Genomic DNA, 15,014 nt, shown 5'->3' on the forward strand with positions numbered 1-15,014 from the left:
TGATGTCCGTCGGTCAACTGGCCCGACGCGGCCCGTCCCGCATGACCACGGCCCTCCTCGTCACGGCGGTCGCCATAGCCGGGCTCGCGACGATAGGCGTGCTACTTCAGGGTTAACCACCGACCCACCGACCCACCGACCCACCGCCCGGCGGCGTCATAGCCGGAACGGCGCACCGGACCCAGTCGGCCGAGCCGCCATGGAGCAGGACCTCCCGCCGACGTACGACGCAACACACGCCCCCAGGTGTCCGATGCGTCCCCGGCCGCTAGAGACGGCGGTTGGCAAGGCTCGGCAACTCGCTACGGACCGTGTGCAGGCGCTTCAGGTCGAGATCCGCGAATGCGACGCTCGCGCCGTCGGGCGCCTGGGTCAGGACGAGGCCCCACGGGTCAACCACCATGCTGCGCCCGAAACACGTCCGGCCAGGCTCATGGTCTCCGGTCTGACCGGCCGCCGCCACGAAGCACTGGTTCTCGATGGCCCGCGCGCGCAGCAGCACCTCCCAGTGGTCCCGTCCGGTGTGCAGCATGAAGGCCGCTGGCACGACGAGCAGCTGGGCGCCGCCCTCGGTGGCCAGCTTCCGGTACAGCTCCGGAAAGCGCAGGTCGTAGCAGATCGACAGGCCGACCCGCAGGCCCTCCACGTCAACCACCACCGGCTGCGCACCGGGCGCGACCGTGGCCGACTCGAGGTACGACACCCGTCCGGGGATCTCCACGTCGTACAAATGGATCTTGCGATAGGTGGCGGCCAGCGTGCCGGACCGGTCGAATACCAACGACGTGTTGTACGTGCGTACCGGGTCCGGACCGCGCTCGTGAACCGAGCCGGCGATGACCCACATACCGAGGCGTCGTGCGACAGCGGCGAAAAACTCTCCCACCTCACCGTCGACCGGCTCTGGATCGGGAGAGTTCGCGACGGGCCCGAGGTAGTCCACGTACTCCGGAAGGAGCGCGAGGTCGGCGCCACCGGCGGCGGCGCGCTCCAGCAGCGACTCCGCAATTGTGAGGTTTTCCTTGCGGTCGTGCCGGGAGTTGAGCTGGCAGACAGCGATGCGCATGGCATCAGCGTACGGATCGGGCCGTGCTGGCGACAGGACCTGAGGCCCGGGATGGGTGGTATCGAACCTCGGTCGCGGAACCGCTCAGGCAGACTTCTCCTCGCGCTCCCTGCGGGCTCGCCGCCCGGTGAACTCCCGCGGGACGATCGTCGGGTTGACGTTCTCCAGGACGACCTCACGGGTGATCAGGACGCGGGCGGCATCCGGGTTACTGGGCACCTCGTACATCACGGAGAGTAGAACCTCTTCCATGATCGCTCGAAGACCGCGGGCACCGGTGCCGCGGAGCATCGCCTGATCCGCGATTGCTTCCAGAGCCGACTGCTCGAACTCCAGCTCGACGCCGTCCAGCTCGAACAGGCGCTGATACTGCCGGACGAGGGCGTTCCGCGGCTCGGTGAGGATCCGGACCAGCGCGGTGCGATCCAGACTACGCACGTTGGTGATCACCGGGAGCCGGCCGATGAACTCGGGGATCAGGCCGAACTTCAGCATATCCTCCGGCATCACCTGGCTGAAGATGTCATCCGTGGACCGCTCCGAGACTGACCGGAGCCGGGCCCCAAAGCCGGTGCCGCCGTGGCCGGTGCGCGCCTCGATGATCTGGTCGAGGCCGGCGAAGGCTCCGCCGCAGATGAACAACACGTTGGTGGTGTCGATCTGGATGAACTCCTGATGCGGGTGCTTACGGCCGCCCTGCGGCGGCACGTTCGCGACCGTGCCCTCCAGCATCTTGAGCAAGGCCTGCTGCACGCCCTCGCCAGACACGTCGCGCGTTATCGACGGATTCTCCGACTTCCGCGCAATCTTGTCGACCTCGTCGATGTAGATGATGCCGGTCTCGGCACGTTTGATGTCGTAGTCGGCGGCCTGGATCAGCTTGAGGAGGATGTTCTCCACGTCCTCGCCGACGTAGCCAGCCTCGGTGAGGGCGGTGGCGTCCGCGATGGCGAACGGGACGTTCAGCATCCGCGCCAGGGTCTGCGCGAGGTGGGTCTTGCCGCACCCGGTCGGGCCGAGGAGCAGGATGTTCGACTTGGCCAGCTCGACGCTGTCACTACCAGGGGCACCGGCCGCCTCGGCCTGGATCCGCTTGTAGTGGTTGTAGACCGCGACGGCGAGCGCCTTCTTGGCCTGGTCCTGACCGACGACGTAGTTGTCGAGGAACTGGCAGATCTCCATCGGCTTGGGAAGCTCTTCCCACTTCACCTCACCGGACTCGGCCAACTCCTCCTCGATGATCTCGTTGCAGAGATCGATGCACTCGTCGCAGATATAGACCCCGGGACCCGCGATGAGCTTCTTGACCTGCTTCTGCGATTTGCCGCAGAAGGAGCACTTCAGTAGGTCGCCGCCGTCACCGATCCGTGCCACCTACATTCTCCCTGCACTCATCGGCCGGTCAACCGGCCACGACCTGCGGACGCCGCGCGCCGCCCGTCTCTGCTACCCCGCCGGTCGGACCAGCGAAGCGGTACAGACCCGACGTTACCCGCTGGCGCGGTTTTCTCCGACCCCCAAAACGGGTGTGTCAGAGGTCGGCCGGGAGCGGATTCCCGACCGACCTCCAACCCGTACCGCTCAGCTGGCGGCGTTGGCGGCCAGCAGACCCTTCTTACGGCTGGTGAGGATCGTGTCCACCAGCCCGTACTCCCTGGACTCCTCGGCCGTCATGATCTTATCCCGATCGATGTCCTTGCGAACCTTCTCGATCGGCTGGTTGCAGTGCCGGGACAGCATCTCCTCCAGCTGCGTCCGCATCCGCAGAATCTCCCGGGCCTGGATCTCGATGTCCGAGCCCTGCCCGTAGCCGCCCTCGGTGGCCGGCTGGTGGATGATGATCCGGGAGTTCGGCAACGCCATCCGCTTACCCGGAGTGCCGGCGGACAGCAGCACCGCCGCGGCGCTGGCCGCCTGACCCAAACAGACCGTCTGTATGTCCGGCCGGACATACTGCATCGTGTCGTAGATCGCCGTCATGGCCGTGAACGAGCCACCGGGCGAGTTGATGTACATGATGATGTCGCGGTCCGGGTCGGTGCCCTCAAGCGTCAACAGCTGGGCCATCACGTCGTTGGCCGACGCGTCGTCGACCTGGACCCCGAGAAAGATAATCCGATCCTCGAAGAGTTTGTTGTACGGGTTGGACTCCTTGACCCCGTACGACGTGCGCTCGACGAACGACGGTAGGACGTAGCGGTTGTGCACGGCCGCGAACTGGGGCGGCAGGCTCAGGTCGGTCATCGTCAGCTCCTCGCTCAGCTCAGGGTCCCGGCGCCTTCCGGAACCTGGGCGGCTCCGGTGATCACCTTGTCGATGAAGCCGTAGTCCATGGCCTCCTGGGCGGTGAACCAGCGGTCACGGTCCGAATCCGCCTCGATCTGCGCCTGGCCCTGGCCGGTGTGGAAGGCGACCCGCTCCTGGAACATCCGCTTCGTGTAGAGCATCTGCTCCGCCTGGATGGCGATGTCGGAGGCGGTGCCGCCCATGCCGCCCGACGGCTGGTGCATCATGATCCGGGCGTGGGGCAGGGCGTACCGCTTACCCTTGGTGCCCGCGCAGAGCAGCAGCTGGCCCATGGAGGCCGCCATGCCCATCGCCACGGTCGACACGTCATTGTCGATGAACTGCATCGTGTCGTAGATCGCCATGCCCGAGTAGACCGAGCCGCCCGGCGAGTTGATCCAGAGGTTGATGTCGCGGTCCGGGTCCTCCGCGGCGAGCAGCAGCAGCTGCGCGCAGATGCGGTTGGCGACCTGGTCGGTCACCTCGCTGCCCAGGAAGATGATCCGCTCCTTGAGCAACCGGTTGTAGACCGAGTCGTCGAGGTTGCCAATGTTGTCGCCACCTCGGGCGTCAATCGCCCGGAGCGGCGTCGCTGGGATGTGCATGTCGGTCATGGCAGCCCTTCGCTCTCCGTACCGTCCTACCCGACACTAACCGCTCACCCGGTCCGCAGCGTCCCGGTCGGGGCGCTGTTCGCTCTCAGCGCAGCCCCCTCGGGCGTACCCCGGAACGGGTTTCGGCCGCCGCCCAACCACGTCGGGGGACGGCGGCCGCTGCCCAGGCGATCAGTGCTCGTGGTCGTGCTCCGCCTCGTTCTCGGCGCGCAGGGCCTCGAGGGTCACCTCGTTGCCGGCGGTGTCCCTGATCACGATCCGCTCCATGATCGAGGCCAGTGCCTTGCCACGTCGGACGTCACCGTAGACAGCGCCGGCCGCGCCGGAGCGGACAAGCTGGTCGTAGTACTGCTGCGGGGCCATCCCGGCCCGCTGCGCCCGGTGCACGATCTCGTGCCCGAACTCGTCGTCGGAGACCTGGGTGTCCTCGGCGTCGGCAATCGTGTCCAGCATGAGCTGAATCTTGACGCCCTGAGTGGCCGCCTCGGTCAGCTCGGTGTCGATCTGCTCCTCGGTCTTCTCCTCAGCCGCGAGGTACTCCTCCAGCGAGGCACCGATGCGCTCGAGCTGGTCGACCATCGCCGCCCGGCGGCTCTCGACCTCCTCGCGAACGACACCCTCCGGCGCCGGCACGTCGGCAGCCTCGACGAGCTGCTCCAGCGCCTTGTCCCGGGCGGCGTAGATCTGCTCCACGCGCTTGCCCCGGGTCACCCGCTCGCGGAGGTCGTCGCGCAGTTCCTGGATGGTGTCGAACTCGCTTGCCAGCTGGGCGAACTCGTCGTTCAGCTCGGGGAGCTCCTTCTCCTTGACCGTGCGGACGGTCACCGACACCTCGGCCTCCCGGCCGGCGTAGTCACCGCCGACCAGCTCGGTGGTGAAGGTCGCACTCTCGCCGGCGGCGACGCCGACGAGGGCCTCATCCAGCCCCGGCAGGAGCTGCTTGCTGCCGACCTCGTGCGAGATGTTGCTCGCCGAGCCGCCGGGCACCTCCTCGCCGTCGACGGTCGCGTTCAGATCGATCTGCACGTAGTCGCCCTCGGCGGCGGCCCGCTCGACGGTCTTGAGGGTGGCGAACCGCTCGCGGAGGCTCTGCACCTGATTGTCGACCTCGCTGCCGTCGATCTGCAGCTCGTCGACGGTCACCTCGATGGTGGCCGGGTCGGGCAGGGTGATCTCCGGACGGACGTCCACCTCGGCGGTGAAGTTCAGCGCGTCACCGTCGGCGAACTCGGTGATCTCGACCTCCGGACGGCCCAGCGTCTTCAGGTCGTGCTCGCGGACCGCGGCGAGGATGTTCTGCGGGATGGCCTCCTGGACCGCCTCGTTGAGGACGGTGCCCCGGCCGACCCGCTGGTCGATCACCACGGCGGGGACCTTTCCCCGGCGGAAGCCGGGAACCTGGACCTGCTGGCCGATCTCCCGGTACGCCTTCTTGAGGCTCGGCTCGAGCTCGACGAACGGCACCTCGATGGCGAGCCGCACGCGCGTCGGGCTCAGAGTCTCGACGGTGCTCTTCACAGGCGTACTCCTTGACGGATCTCAGTTGGTCTGGGCGCTCTACAGCCCATCGAGTGTAGGCGAGCCGGCACAGCCGACCGCCACCGCCCGGGTGGCCGCGCGGGAAACCGGCGACACCCGGGGCGGCCCGGCCGCGGACGACAGTCGGGGTGGCGGGATTTGAACCCACGGCCCCTCGCTCCCAAAGCGAGTGCGCTACCAAGCTGCGCCACACCCCGTGGCGGGAAACAGTCTATGCGGTCGACGCTCGCCGGGCGCCCCCCGGGGCGGGTACACGCCCTCTCGGGGACGACGAGAGAGGTCCGGCGGCCACAGATCCATGAGAAGGTGAGCCACCTTCAACCCGGATCGAAGGTGGCGGCGACCCGACGATCCGTGACAGCAACGGGCACACGGGATGGTTGAAGAAGTTCAGCGTGACCGCCGCCGGCCAGGCCAGCCGTTTGGACGGCGCGCGGATCGTGGGCGGCGGGCGACACGCCGGGCGTGGCTGCGCGGACCGCGAACCGATTGGGTACGCTGTCGGCGCGTCCCCACGACCCGGGGATGCGCGCGGGCGTAGCTCAATGGCAGAGCTTCAGTCTTCCAAACTGACGGTGCGGGTTCGATTCCCGTCGCCCGCTCCACAGACCGCCGGCCCAGGTCAGAGGCTGCATCCCCCGATCCTGGGCCGATCGGCCAATTCCCCGCTTCGATCTTGCGGGCCATCCGTGGGCCATTAGCGGCTTTGGCCGCCCTTTCGCCGGGCCTGCTTGGCGATCCGCCGGTCCATGGCCGAGGCGATTTCTCGATCACGCTCGTTGGTGGCGTGCTGGTAGATCAATGCGGCTCGCATACTCGCGTGGCCCATCCGGTGCATCAGTTCCCGCGTGCTCGCCCCAGAGGCTGCGGCAAGGGTGTTGCCGGTGTGCCGCAGGTCGTGGAAGTGAAAGCCCGCCAGCCCAAGCGCCGCGACCGTCCGCGTCCACTTGACCGCCCGCCCGAAGTTGCCGGACCGCAGCAGAGCGCCCTTGTCCCCGGTGAAGACCAGGGCGTCAGCATCGGCGGCGGTGAACTCGTCCAGATGCGCCCGCAGGGCCTCCACGGCGGCGGCAGGCAGGGCGACGACGCGGACCCCGGCGGCCGACTTGGGCGGCCCGAACTCCAGGTGACTCCGTAGCGCGGCGAGCTTGCGGGCGACGCGGACCGTGCCGGCGTCGAGGTCGAGATCCCGGCGACGAAGCGCGACCAACTCGCCCCACCGCAGGCCAGAGAGCGCCGCGACCAAGACGAGCGCCGAATACCGAGCGGGCACGGCGTTGGCTAGGGCGTAGACCTGGGCGATGGTGGCCGTGGGCCGCTCCGGGGTGTGGTACTGGTCGTAGCCCTTGATCCGACACGGGTTCTGCCGAATAATCTCGTCCTCACGTACCGCCGTGTTCAGGACGGCCCGCAGCAGCGCGTACGCCTTGACCGCCTGGGGCTCAGGAACGCCCGCATCCAGGAGCTTCTTTCGCCAAGCCCGGACGGTCGCCGGCCTGATCCCGCCCAGCATCAGGTGCCCGAGGTACGGAGCGACCTGCCGCGCGAACAGGAACTCATAGCCCTGTCGCGTCCTCGGAGCGAGCTTGCGCTCAGCGATCCACCGTTGCCCGTACTCCAAGAGTTCAATCTCGCCAGCTTCCGGCGCGACCCACTCCCCCTGGGCCTGACCCGGTTTGACGGACATCCCAGCTCAGAGGGGCTGTGTGCTCCTCGGGAGGATGTTCATCATGGAAGGCATGGGCAAGAAACCACGCCGGCCGCGCAGAGCGTTCACGCCGGAGTTCAAGGCGGAGATCGTCGAGGTGTGCCGGCGGGGTGACCGATCGGTGGCGCAGGTCGTGAGGGACTTCGACCTGACCGAGACCGCGGTCCGTGAGTGGGTCAGGCAGGCCGACATCGACGCCGGCACCCGCAGCGACGGGTTGACCAGCGACGAGCGCGACGAGCTGGCGCGGCTGCGGCGGGAGAACCGCCGGCTCCGCGAGGACGTCGACATCCTGAAACGGGCCACGGCTTTCTTCGTGAGGGAGACCCGGTGAACGTGTACCCGTTCATCGAGGCGGAGAAGGCGCGGCCCGACGGGAACGTGAAGCGTTCCTGTGAGCTGCTGGAGGTCTCCCGGTCCGCCTACTACCAGCACCGTGCCGGGCCGTCGCGGCGGGAACGCGACGACGCAGACCTCGCCGCCCGCATCGCGCAGATCCACGCCGACTCGGCCGGCACCTACGGCGCACCCCGGGTCCGCGCCGAACTCGCCGCCCAGGGGCGGCGGCACTCCGGCAAGCGGGTCGCCCGGCTGATGCGGGGCGCCGGGTTGTGCGGCCGCACGCCGAAGCGGTGGCGCACCACGACCGTGCCCGACCCGGGGGCGGCGTTGTCGGCGGACCTGATCCGCCGGGACTTCGACGTCGCCGCCGGCCGGGTCGACACCCGCTGGTGCGGCGACATCACCTACATCCACACGTGGGAGGGCTGGCTGTACCTCGCCACCGTCATCGACATCGCCTCACGCCGGGTTGTGGGCTGGGCGACCGCCGACCACCTACGGACCGATCTGCCCGCTCAGGCGTTGTCCAACGCGATCGCCGTCCGACGCCCGACCGGGCCGGTGATCTTCCACAGCGACCGGGGTTGCCAGTACACGAGTGCGCAGTACGCCCGGCTGGCCGACCGCAACGGGGTGCGGTTGTCGGTTGGTGGGCGGGGTCAGTGCTGGGACAACGCCGTCGCGGAGTCGTTCTTCGCCACGATCAAGACCGAACTGCTCGACCGGAGGGCGTGGCCGACCCGGGCCGCCGCCCGTGCGGCGATCTTCGAGTGGATCGAGGGGTGGTACAACACCCGCCGCCGCCATTCCACCCTGGACTACATGAGCCCGGCCGAGTATGAGGCGACGGCCTATTCCCGCAGGCCAACGAGCAAGGTAGCGTGAGATCAACTTACCGACCCTGTCCGTCAAACCGGGTCAACCCCACCCCGGATGATCTCCGACTCAACCAGGGTCAACCACTTCTCCGCCTGCTTCTCAGTGGCGAAGGTGCGCGGAGCCGTCCGGGTCAATCCGTCCGGGCCAACGTAGCGAGCCTGCCAACGACCAGACGAACGCTGGCCCCTCTGTGTCATCCTTGGGGAAGGCAGGTTGACCTGCTGAAACTCTGACCCGTGAGGGCGTGCAAGGAGATCCACCCCCGTGACATCGCATCACCCGGTGCCCGACCCCGAGGTACCAGCAAAGCCCCGAACAAGGACATACACCGCCGCGTACAAGGCGCGGATCCTGGCCGAGTACGAGACCCTCGATAAGGCCGGCAAGGGCGCCCTGCTTCGTCGGGAAGGCCTGTACACGTCGCTGCTCGCGGCGTGGAAGCATCAGCGTGACGCCGGCGCCCGCGAGGCCCTGGCCAAGCCGGCCGGGCGGCCGAAGACCGATCCGGCGGTGCTGGAGGCAGCCCGGTTGCGGGCAGACAACGAGCGGCTGCGCGCCGAGTTGGACAAGGCCCGCAAGGTGATCGAGGTGCAGGGAAAACTCTCCGCGCTGTTGGGGCAACTCGCGACCGACAGCCAGCACAGCGGGAGCGAGCCGACACCATGATCGACGCTGCGATCACCGAACTGACGCCGCTGATCGGCATCCGGACGGCGTGCCGAGCCACCGGCCGGCCGCAGGCCAACCATTACCGCCGGCACCGCCAGACGCCTGCGCCACCGCGGCCGGGGCGTGAACCCAGGCCGCAGCCACGTGCCCTGAGCGCAGCCGAGCGTGACAGCGTCCGGGCGTTGCTCAACAGCCCGGACTTCGCCGACATGGCCCCCGCGGCCGTCTACCACACCCTCCTCGACGAGGGCGTGTACGTGGCGTCGGTGTCGAGCATGTACCGGATCCTGCGTGCCCACGGCGAAGTCAGGGAGCGCCGCCGTCACGCGGTGCACCCGCCGAAGGTCAAGCCCGAACTGATCGCCGACGCCCCCAATCGCGTGTGGTCGTGGGACATCACCAAGCTGCGCGGCCCGGCCAAGCGGGACTTCTACCACCTCTACAGCGTGATCGACATCTACAGCCGTTACACCGTCGCGTGGCTGCTCGCCGAGCGCGAGGACGCCGCCCTGGCCGAACGGCTGCTGTCCGACGCGATCACCAAGCAGGGCGTCGCGCGTGAGCAGTTGACCATCCACGCCGACCGCGGCACCTCAATGGCGTCCAAGACGGTCGCGCAGATGATGGCCGACCTCGGCGTGACCAAGTCCCACTCCCGGCCCAGGTGCAGCAACGACAACCCGTTCTCCGAGGCCCAGTTCAAGACCCTGAAGTACCGGCCCGACTTCCCCGACCGCTTCGGCAGCGTCCAGGACGCCCGAGCTCACTGCCGCGCCTTCTTCACCTGGTACAACACCATCCACCGGCACTCCGGCATCGGCTGGCACACCCCACACGACGTCCACCACGGCCACGCCCGGCAGGTCCGCGATGTCCGCGCCGACGTCCTGACCGCCGCCTACACCCGCAACCCCGAACGATTCGTCCGCGGCATCCCGCAACCACCCGCCCTGCCCACCACCGCGTGGATCAACAAGCCCGAGGACACCACGACTCAGTCAACGAACCCCTGAACCGACCGCCCCAAAAAGGTTGACACCTTCCGGGCGGGCGTTGCCGAAACGTCGACGATTACCCCGTGTCGGCATCAGGCCACCTCCGCGAGCTGCCGCCGCAACTGCGCCCGGCTCATCGGAACAACCCTGTTGGCCTCGATGTAGGCGGCCACAGCGGCAGGCTCGAACCGGACGAGGCGGCCGACCTTGACGTACGCGATGCGGCGCTCTGCCACCAGCCGGCGAACGAAGCGAGGTGTCGCGCGGAGGCGAGCGGCCACCTCGCCGGCAGTCAGCAGGTTATCGGCCACGGTCACGGCTCCTCTCGATTCATCGGGGTCAGGCCAGTTGCCGGAACGTCGGGCGGGTCGGCGGCCCGTCTCGCGGCATCGAGCTGGACGCGCCATTGGATGCGTTCGGAGATGGCGCGGAGGACTCGGTGGGCGAGGGGTGGCACGTCCGGATCCGTGGGCCGGGCGAGTTCCCAGGCGTGCCGGGCGGTGTCGGTGCCGGCGGGGGCGGTGGCGTGGTCGGTGGTGACGCCGAGGAGGGCTTTGACCCATTCGCGGCGGTCGGCGCGGTGGTCGGTGAGGGTTTTGCCGGACCATTGGCGGGAGATGAGGACGCGTCGGCCGCCGATGCCGAGGGTGTCGCGTTTGTGGACTTTGTTCTTGCAGTTGCCGGGCCGCAGCCCTTGGCGGGGCTTCTTGGGTTGGATGCCGTGGAGCAGCCAGTTGGCGCACCGCTCCGAACACGGCGTGTGCCGCAGTTCTTGCCAGAGCCGTTCCAGGTGTGCCCGCTGTCGGCCGGTGGTGACCTGGTGGCAGTCGGCGGCCTGCTTGGTCAGGTACTTGGTGATGTAGCCGACGCACCGGTCCGCGTCCTTGGTGCCGGCGAGCACACCCTTGGCGTCGACCTGGCTGCCGAAACGGACGACGTGCACGGGTTGGGCGTCGGGGTCGGCGTCGAGCAGGTTCAGGGCGTCATCCCACGTCGGCAGGAGCTGCCCGGTGTCGGGGTCGGTGTAGCCGCCGGCGTCCGGGTTCCATTGCGGCGCTCTCCCGGGTTCGTAGACCAGCTTGTCCACTGGGGGCCACCAGACTTGGTGGTAGGTGGCGGCGGCGACCTGCCGGACGAGGGTGCGGGGGATGGTGCCTCGAATGGCGAAGTGTGCGTGAGGGGCCAGCCGGCGCTGCGGTTCGACGGCCCCGGCGTATTGGACGTTCCAGCCAACCGCCCGGCGCAGGTTCTGCCAGAACCGGTCGAGGAGGCGGGGGAAGTGCACGGCGTCCCAGGCGGCGCGCCGGTAGTCGTAGGTGTCGGGGTCGACGGGGGTGCCGTCGGAGTTGACGCGGCCGTAGGTGTCGAGGGTGAGGGTGAGGAACATCGACGGCCGGAACACCGTCCCGGCCCGGCCCTCGAAGGTCCGCCCGATGGTCCGGTTCTCCACCGGGAGGCGGGGCAGGTCCGGGGCGTCCTGCCGCCGTTTGGTGGAGCGGACCCGCCGCTTGCCGTCGCCGTCGTCGGAGTGGTCGCTGCCGTGCGCTGGGGCGGGTCGGCCCCGCATGCCCTCGGTGGTGATCTCGGCTTCCAGCTCTGCGATGGCGTCGTCGAGGTCCGTGACCTGATCCCACTGGGAGGTGCGGGCGGCTTCGTCGCGGGCGAACTCCAGGTGAGCGCGGGCGACGATCAGGCCGCGTTGAGCTTCGGTGGCTGGCAACGGGCCGGGGTCGGGTTCGTCGTCGCGGTGCCAGCCTTCGCGGATCTGCTGCTGCCGCAGCTTCCGTGCCCGGGTGGCGCAGGCCGGGCACTTCGCCTCCTGCGTCGCCCCGCACGGCATGTCGATGACCTCGGTGTGGCCGGAGTCGAGGTCGGTGCGGCGCAGGCTCACGGGGCGGGTGCAGACGCCGTAGTCGGCGGCCAGATCTTTGACGACGTCGACGGATCGGGGCATGAGCATGCGGGCGGCCCGGGAACCCGGCCGAGGGGTGATGTCCTCGGCCGGGGCGGGGATGGGCAGGGTGGGGGCGGTCATCGTGCACCGGCCTCGGTTTCGGCGGTGGTGACCTCCGCGTCGATGTAGAGGCGGAGGCGGGTGTCGCGGCGGTTGAGGTACGGGCCGTCCACGCCGGTGACGCGGACGAGTCGGGAGAAGCGCAGGGCGGTGAGGGCGGCGGCGCATTCGGCGTCGGTGCCCATGAGGCGGATCTTCACGGGGTCGCCTCCATGGGCCGGGTGGTCATGTTGCGGGTCCGCAGGATCGGTCGGGGGTCGACAGCCGGGGCGGTGTGGTCATCGCGTAGCGGGTCGAACGCGACCACGCCGGCCCGGGTGGTCTTGGCCCGGTACATCGCGGCGTCGGCGTCAGCGAGGGCGGCGGCGAGCCCGGCCGGGCTGGCGGGGGCGAGGCCGATGCTGGCGGTCACCGACACCGCGACCCCGGAGGGCAGCAGGATCGGGGCGGCGATCGCATGGGCGAGCCGGCGGGAAGCCGCGGCCGGGTCCGTGTCGAGCAGGAGAGCGGCGAACTCGTCCCCGCCGAGGCGGGCGGCCACACCATGGATCCGGCGCAGACGCTCCGCAACGGCGGTGAGGACCAGGTCCCCGGCGGCGTGGCCGTGGGTGTCGTTGACCGGCTTGAAGCCGTCCAGATCGACCACCAGAACCCACGGCCGCAGCGACGCGAGCTGTTCCCACGCCTGGGTGAGTCCGGCGCGGTTGGCCAGGCCGGTCAGCGGATCGCGCAGCGTGGAGCGGTGCAGCGCGGCCAGCTGGTAGCGGACGGCGTGGAGCCGGTACTGGTCCCAGCAGAACAGGGCGAGGCCGGCGACCAGGAACAGGCCGGACAGCAGGTGGTCGGTCATCGGGTCACCTCCCGAGTCAGCGGGGTGCCGTTACGGCGAGCGAAGGCATCCGCCGGCACCGGAGTGGCCGGGACCGGAGTGGCCGGAACCGCCGAGGTGGGCTCGACCGGGATCGGGGCGACCGGGATCGGGTCAGCCGGAACGGTGACGGCCGGTTCGGTGCTGGCCGGGGTCAGCTCGGCGGGCGGGACCGGGGCAGGAGCCGGCGCGGGTGCGGTCGGGGCGGACGCGGTGGTGAGGACGAGTTTGGACAGGCCCATGAAGGCCAGCGCGGGGACGGCGGACAGGAGCCAGCCGGACAGGCCGGGTTTGGCGACGGCGAGTTGCGCCGCCAGGGAGAGGGCGACGGACGCGACGAGGAGGAACATCGGGTAGCCGATCGGCCCGCCCGCGCGGCGTCGGCGGCGGATGGTGAGCAGGGCGGCGACGGGGACCAGTTCGGAGATGACGGCGTTCGCCCAGCCGAACCACGCCCCGGTCCCCTGCGGGGAGTTGTCGAGGGTCCAGTCCTTGACGTGGGTGAACGACGCGGCCCCGGCGAACCCGGCCACGGTCAGCAGGATGAGGACCAGGACCAGGCCCTCGACCTGTTCCGCGCGGCTGTGAGTGGGGTGGGGTTTCATGCGGCACCGCCGGAGATCTCGCCGTCGATGACGCGTAGCCGGCCGTAGGTGTGGGCCATGTCGCGGATCTCGTCATCGGTTAGGTAGGAGAACCGGACCCGCATCGGAGTCGGGTCCCCGTCGATGACCACGAAGCCGACACCGGGCAGGGACTGCGGGATGCGGTCGCACAACGCGCCCCGATCGCGCATGCCCTCCCCGAGCACGAGGTCCACCTGGGCGGCTTCCGCGAGGCGGAGGCCGATGCGGGTGGGGAACAGGTCCCGGAACGGCAGTACCTCCTTGCGGGGGTCCTGGATCGCGGCCACCACGTGCACGCCGACCGCGCGGCCCTGGCTGAGCAGGATCGAGAGGGCGGCTTTGATTCGGTCTTTGAGCTGCCGGTCGGTCAGGTACGCGGTCAGGTTCGCCAGCTCGTCAATGACGACGACGATCAGCGGCTCGTCCGGGGTCGGCGTGTGCTGGCGGGTCCGGCCGTACAGCTTCCCGGCCCGGTCCTTGGCGACGGTGGCGGCTTCCTCGATCAGCTCCGCCATGGCCGTGTAGTCCTTGCGGGCGAACCGGGCGAACATCGGCGCGCCCATCCCCAACTCCATGCCGCCTTTGGGGTCGAGGCCCCACAGTTGGACGAGGCCGGAGGTGACGCCGGCGGCGAGGGAGCGGACCACGGACCAGATCACCGAGCCCTTCCCCGCACCCGTGGCGCCCACGACGAGGACCTGGGTGCCGAAAAGGCGCAGGTCGTATCCGTCGCCGTCCTCCCGCCGGCCCACCGGTAGGGCGGTGAACTCGGGCACGGCCGGCACCGGCAGCGGGCGCAGCGTCTTGGCGAGGGGGTCACCCCGGAACAGGTGCAGCAGCACCACATCCGGCCGAGCCCCGGGGGTGGCCTTGACCTGCCGGACACCGAACGTGTGCGCCAGGCGTTCCGCGACGCGGGCGAAGTCGTCGGGGATCTGCCCGGTGACCATCCGCACCGTCACCACGTCCACCCCGGAGGCGCAGCCGACCCGGCGCAGGACCGGCAGGACCGTGTGGGCGTCGAACGAGACGGCCAGCTTCGCGGTGACCATCGCGGCGTGCCAGTTCCGCCGGTAGCACCACCTGCGGAACCGGGCCAGAACCGGGTACCCGGCGAAGCGCAGGAACGACGGTCGATGCCCGAACCACCAGCCGGCGGAGACGACGGCGACCAAGCCGACGACGCCGACCGGACCGGCCCAGCCGAACCGGAGGTAGAGCCAGCCGAAGAACACTGCCGGAACGGTGACGAACCAGAAGCGCACAAGGACCACGGCCAGGCGACCGAACGCCTTCACGGTCCACCAGGACAGGGCCAGCCACATCGGGATACGCACGAACGGCGTGCGCACGTTGATCGGAGCGCCCTCGATCCGGTCGCCCCGGATCACGTTGACCAGCGGCATCG

The 15,014-nt window shown here is 69.4% G+C and carries 17 protein-coding genes and 2 tRNA genes (1 of these 19 only partly in view); 5 read left to right on the forward strand and 14 right to left on the reverse strand.

The annotated features are described in order from the left end of the window. On the forward strand, nucleotides 1-116 hold the 3' portion of the coding sequence (locus tag QTQ03_RS30670; RefSeq protein WP_502889856.1) for a hypothetical protein. 91 nt of this gene lie to the left of the window's left edge; the window shows 116 of its 207 coding nt (coding positions 92-207); its start codon lies off the left edge, out of view; the stop codon is at nucleotides 114-116. 152 nt (nucleotides 117-268) lie between these two features. Here QTQ03_RS30670 and QTQ03_RS12385 read toward each other — a convergent pair whose 3' ends face one another. The 6 genes from QTQ03_RS12385 to QTQ03_RS12410 form a co-directional block, all read right to left on the reverse strand. After that, nucleotides 269-1,066: a carbon-nitrogen hydrolase family protein gene (locus QTQ03_RS12385; protein WP_289278141.1), complete on the reverse strand. Its 798-nt coding sequence runs from the start codon at nucleotides 1,064-1,066 to the stop codon at nucleotides 269-271. Between the two features lie 84 nt (nucleotides 1,067-1,150). Continuing rightward, nucleotides 1,151-2,440: an ATP-dependent Clp protease ATP-binding subunit ClpX gene (gene clpX / locus QTQ03_RS12390; protein WP_289278142.1), complete on the reverse strand. Its 1,290-nt coding sequence runs from the start codon at nucleotides 2,438-2,440 to the stop codon at nucleotides 1,151-1,153. A gap of 207 nt (nucleotides 2,441-2,647) precedes the next feature. Continuing rightward, nucleotides 2,648-3,310 (reverse strand): ATP-dependent Clp protease proteolytic subunit, encoded by a 663-nt coding sequence (locus QTQ03_RS12395; RefSeq protein ID WP_088992362.1) that lies wholly within the window; start codon nucleotides 3,308-3,310, stop codon nucleotides 2,648-2,650. Nucleotides 3,311-3,324: 14 nt separating this feature from the next. Next, entirely contained in the window at nucleotides 3,325-3,966 is a 642-nt protein-coding gene (locus QTQ03_RS12400) for an ATP-dependent Clp protease proteolytic subunit (RefSeq protein WP_289278143.1), read from the reverse strand. A 171-nt stretch (nucleotides 3,967-4,137) separates the two neighbouring features. After that, nucleotides 4,138-5,484 (reverse strand): trigger factor, encoded by a 1,347-nt coding sequence (tig, locus tag QTQ03_RS12405; RefSeq protein ID WP_289278144.1) that lies wholly within the window; start codon nucleotides 5,482-5,484, stop codon nucleotides 4,138-4,140. 144 nt (nucleotides 5,485-5,628) lie between these two features. Further along, nucleotides 5,629-5,702: transfer RNA gene (locus tag QTQ03_RS12410), tRNA-Pro, on the reverse strand. Between the two features lie 334 nt (nucleotides 5,703-6,036). Here QTQ03_RS12410 and QTQ03_RS12415 point away from each other — a divergent pair. After that, nucleotides 6,037-6,110: transfer RNA gene (locus tag QTQ03_RS12415), tRNA-Gly, on the forward strand. Nucleotides 6,111-6,202: 92 nt separating this feature from the next. On the opposite strand, the gene QTQ03_RS12420 is transcribed toward QTQ03_RS12415, so the two are convergent. Then, a complete protein-coding gene (locus tag QTQ03_RS12420; protein ID WP_289278145.1) occupies nucleotides 6,203-7,192 on the reverse strand; it encodes a tyrosine-type recombinase/integrase in 990 nt (329 codons plus the stop codon). 34 nt (nucleotides 7,193-7,226) lie between these two features. Between QTQ03_RS12420 and QTQ03_RS12425 the strand changes: the two genes are divergently transcribed. Together QTQ03_RS12425 and QTQ03_RS12430 are read left to right on the forward strand one after the other, a co-directional pair. Next, nucleotides 7,227-7,547: a transposase gene (locus tag QTQ03_RS12425; RefSeq protein WP_502889683.1), complete on the forward strand. Its 321-nt coding sequence runs from the start codon at nucleotides 7,227-7,229 to the stop codon at nucleotides 7,545-7,547. Then, on the forward strand, nucleotides 7,544-8,440 hold the full coding sequence (locus QTQ03_RS12430) for an IS3 family transposase (protein WP_169600148.1): 897 nt from the start codon (nucleotides 7,544-7,546) through the stop codon (nucleotides 8,438-8,440). Before QTQ03_RS12425 ends, QTQ03_RS12430 begins: the two co-directional genes overlap by 4 nt. Nucleotides 8,441-8,463: 23 nt before the next feature. Here the strand turns inward: QTQ03_RS12430 and QTQ03_RS30675 are convergent, their stop codons facing one another. Then, complete coding sequence (locus QTQ03_RS30675) at nucleotides 8,464-8,631, reverse strand: hypothetical protein (protein WP_502889751.1); 168 nt, start codon at nucleotides 8,629-8,631, stop codon at nucleotides 8,464-8,466. A 67-nt stretch (nucleotides 8,632-8,698) separates the two neighbouring features. Between QTQ03_RS30675 and QTQ03_RS12435 the strand changes: the two genes are divergently transcribed. Continuing rightward, a protein-coding gene (locus QTQ03_RS12435) for an IS3 family transposase (RefSeq protein ID WP_502889673.1) occupies nucleotides 8,699-10,116 on the forward strand; the annotation gives its coding sequence in 2 pieces (ribosomal slippage) (nucleotides 8,699-9,029 and nucleotides 9,029-10,116; 1,419 coding nt in all). 74 nt (nucleotides 10,117-10,190) lie between these two features. Here the strand turns inward: QTQ03_RS12435 and QTQ03_RS12440 are convergent. From QTQ03_RS12440 to QTQ03_RS12465, 6 genes are read right to left on the reverse strand one after another with little or no spacing between them, the layout of a single operon-like run. Beyond that, a complete protein-coding gene (locus QTQ03_RS12440) occupies nucleotides 10,191-10,409 on the reverse strand; it encodes a helix-turn-helix domain-containing protein (RefSeq protein ID WP_289278146.1) in 219 nt (72 codons plus the stop codon). A 2-nt stretch (nucleotides 10,410-10,411) separates the two neighbouring features. Beyond that, nucleotides 10,412-12,133, reverse strand: a complete 1,722-nt coding sequence (locus QTQ03_RS12445) for a replication initiator (protein ID WP_289278147.1) — start codon at nucleotides 12,131-12,133, stop codon at nucleotides 10,412-10,414. Next, the gene (locus QTQ03_RS12450; protein WP_289278148.1) at nucleotides 12,130-12,312 is read right to left on the reverse strand and encodes a hypothetical protein; all 183 of its coding nucleotides are present in this window, start codon (nucleotides 12,310-12,312) and stop codon (nucleotides 12,130-12,132) included. The genes QTQ03_RS12445 and QTQ03_RS12450 overlap by 4 nt, the downstream gene beginning before the upstream one ends. Then, entirely contained in the window at nucleotides 12,309-12,962 is a 654-nt protein-coding gene (locus QTQ03_RS12455) for a GGDEF domain-containing protein (RefSeq protein WP_289278149.1), read from the reverse strand. Before QTQ03_RS12455 ends, QTQ03_RS12450 begins: the two co-directional genes overlap by 4 nt. Next, complete coding sequence (locus QTQ03_RS12460) at nucleotides 12,959-13,585, reverse strand: DUF2637 domain-containing protein (protein WP_289278150.1); 627 nt, start codon at nucleotides 13,583-13,585, stop codon at nucleotides 12,959-12,961. Before QTQ03_RS12460 ends, QTQ03_RS12455 begins: the two co-directional genes overlap by 4 nt. Next, a complete protein-coding gene (locus QTQ03_RS12465) occupies nucleotides 13,582-15,012 on the reverse strand; it encodes an FtsK/SpoIIIE domain-containing protein (RefSeq protein ID WP_289278151.1) in 1,431 nt (476 codons plus the stop codon). Before QTQ03_RS12465 ends, QTQ03_RS12460 begins: the two co-directional genes overlap by 4 nt. Nucleotides 15,013-15,014: the final 2 nt, after the last annotated feature.

Origin of the sequence: Micromonospora sp. WMMA1363 (assembly GCF_030345795.1) — a bacterium.
GTDB lineage: Bacteria > Actinomycetota > Actinomycetes > Mycobacteriales > Micromonosporaceae > Micromonospora.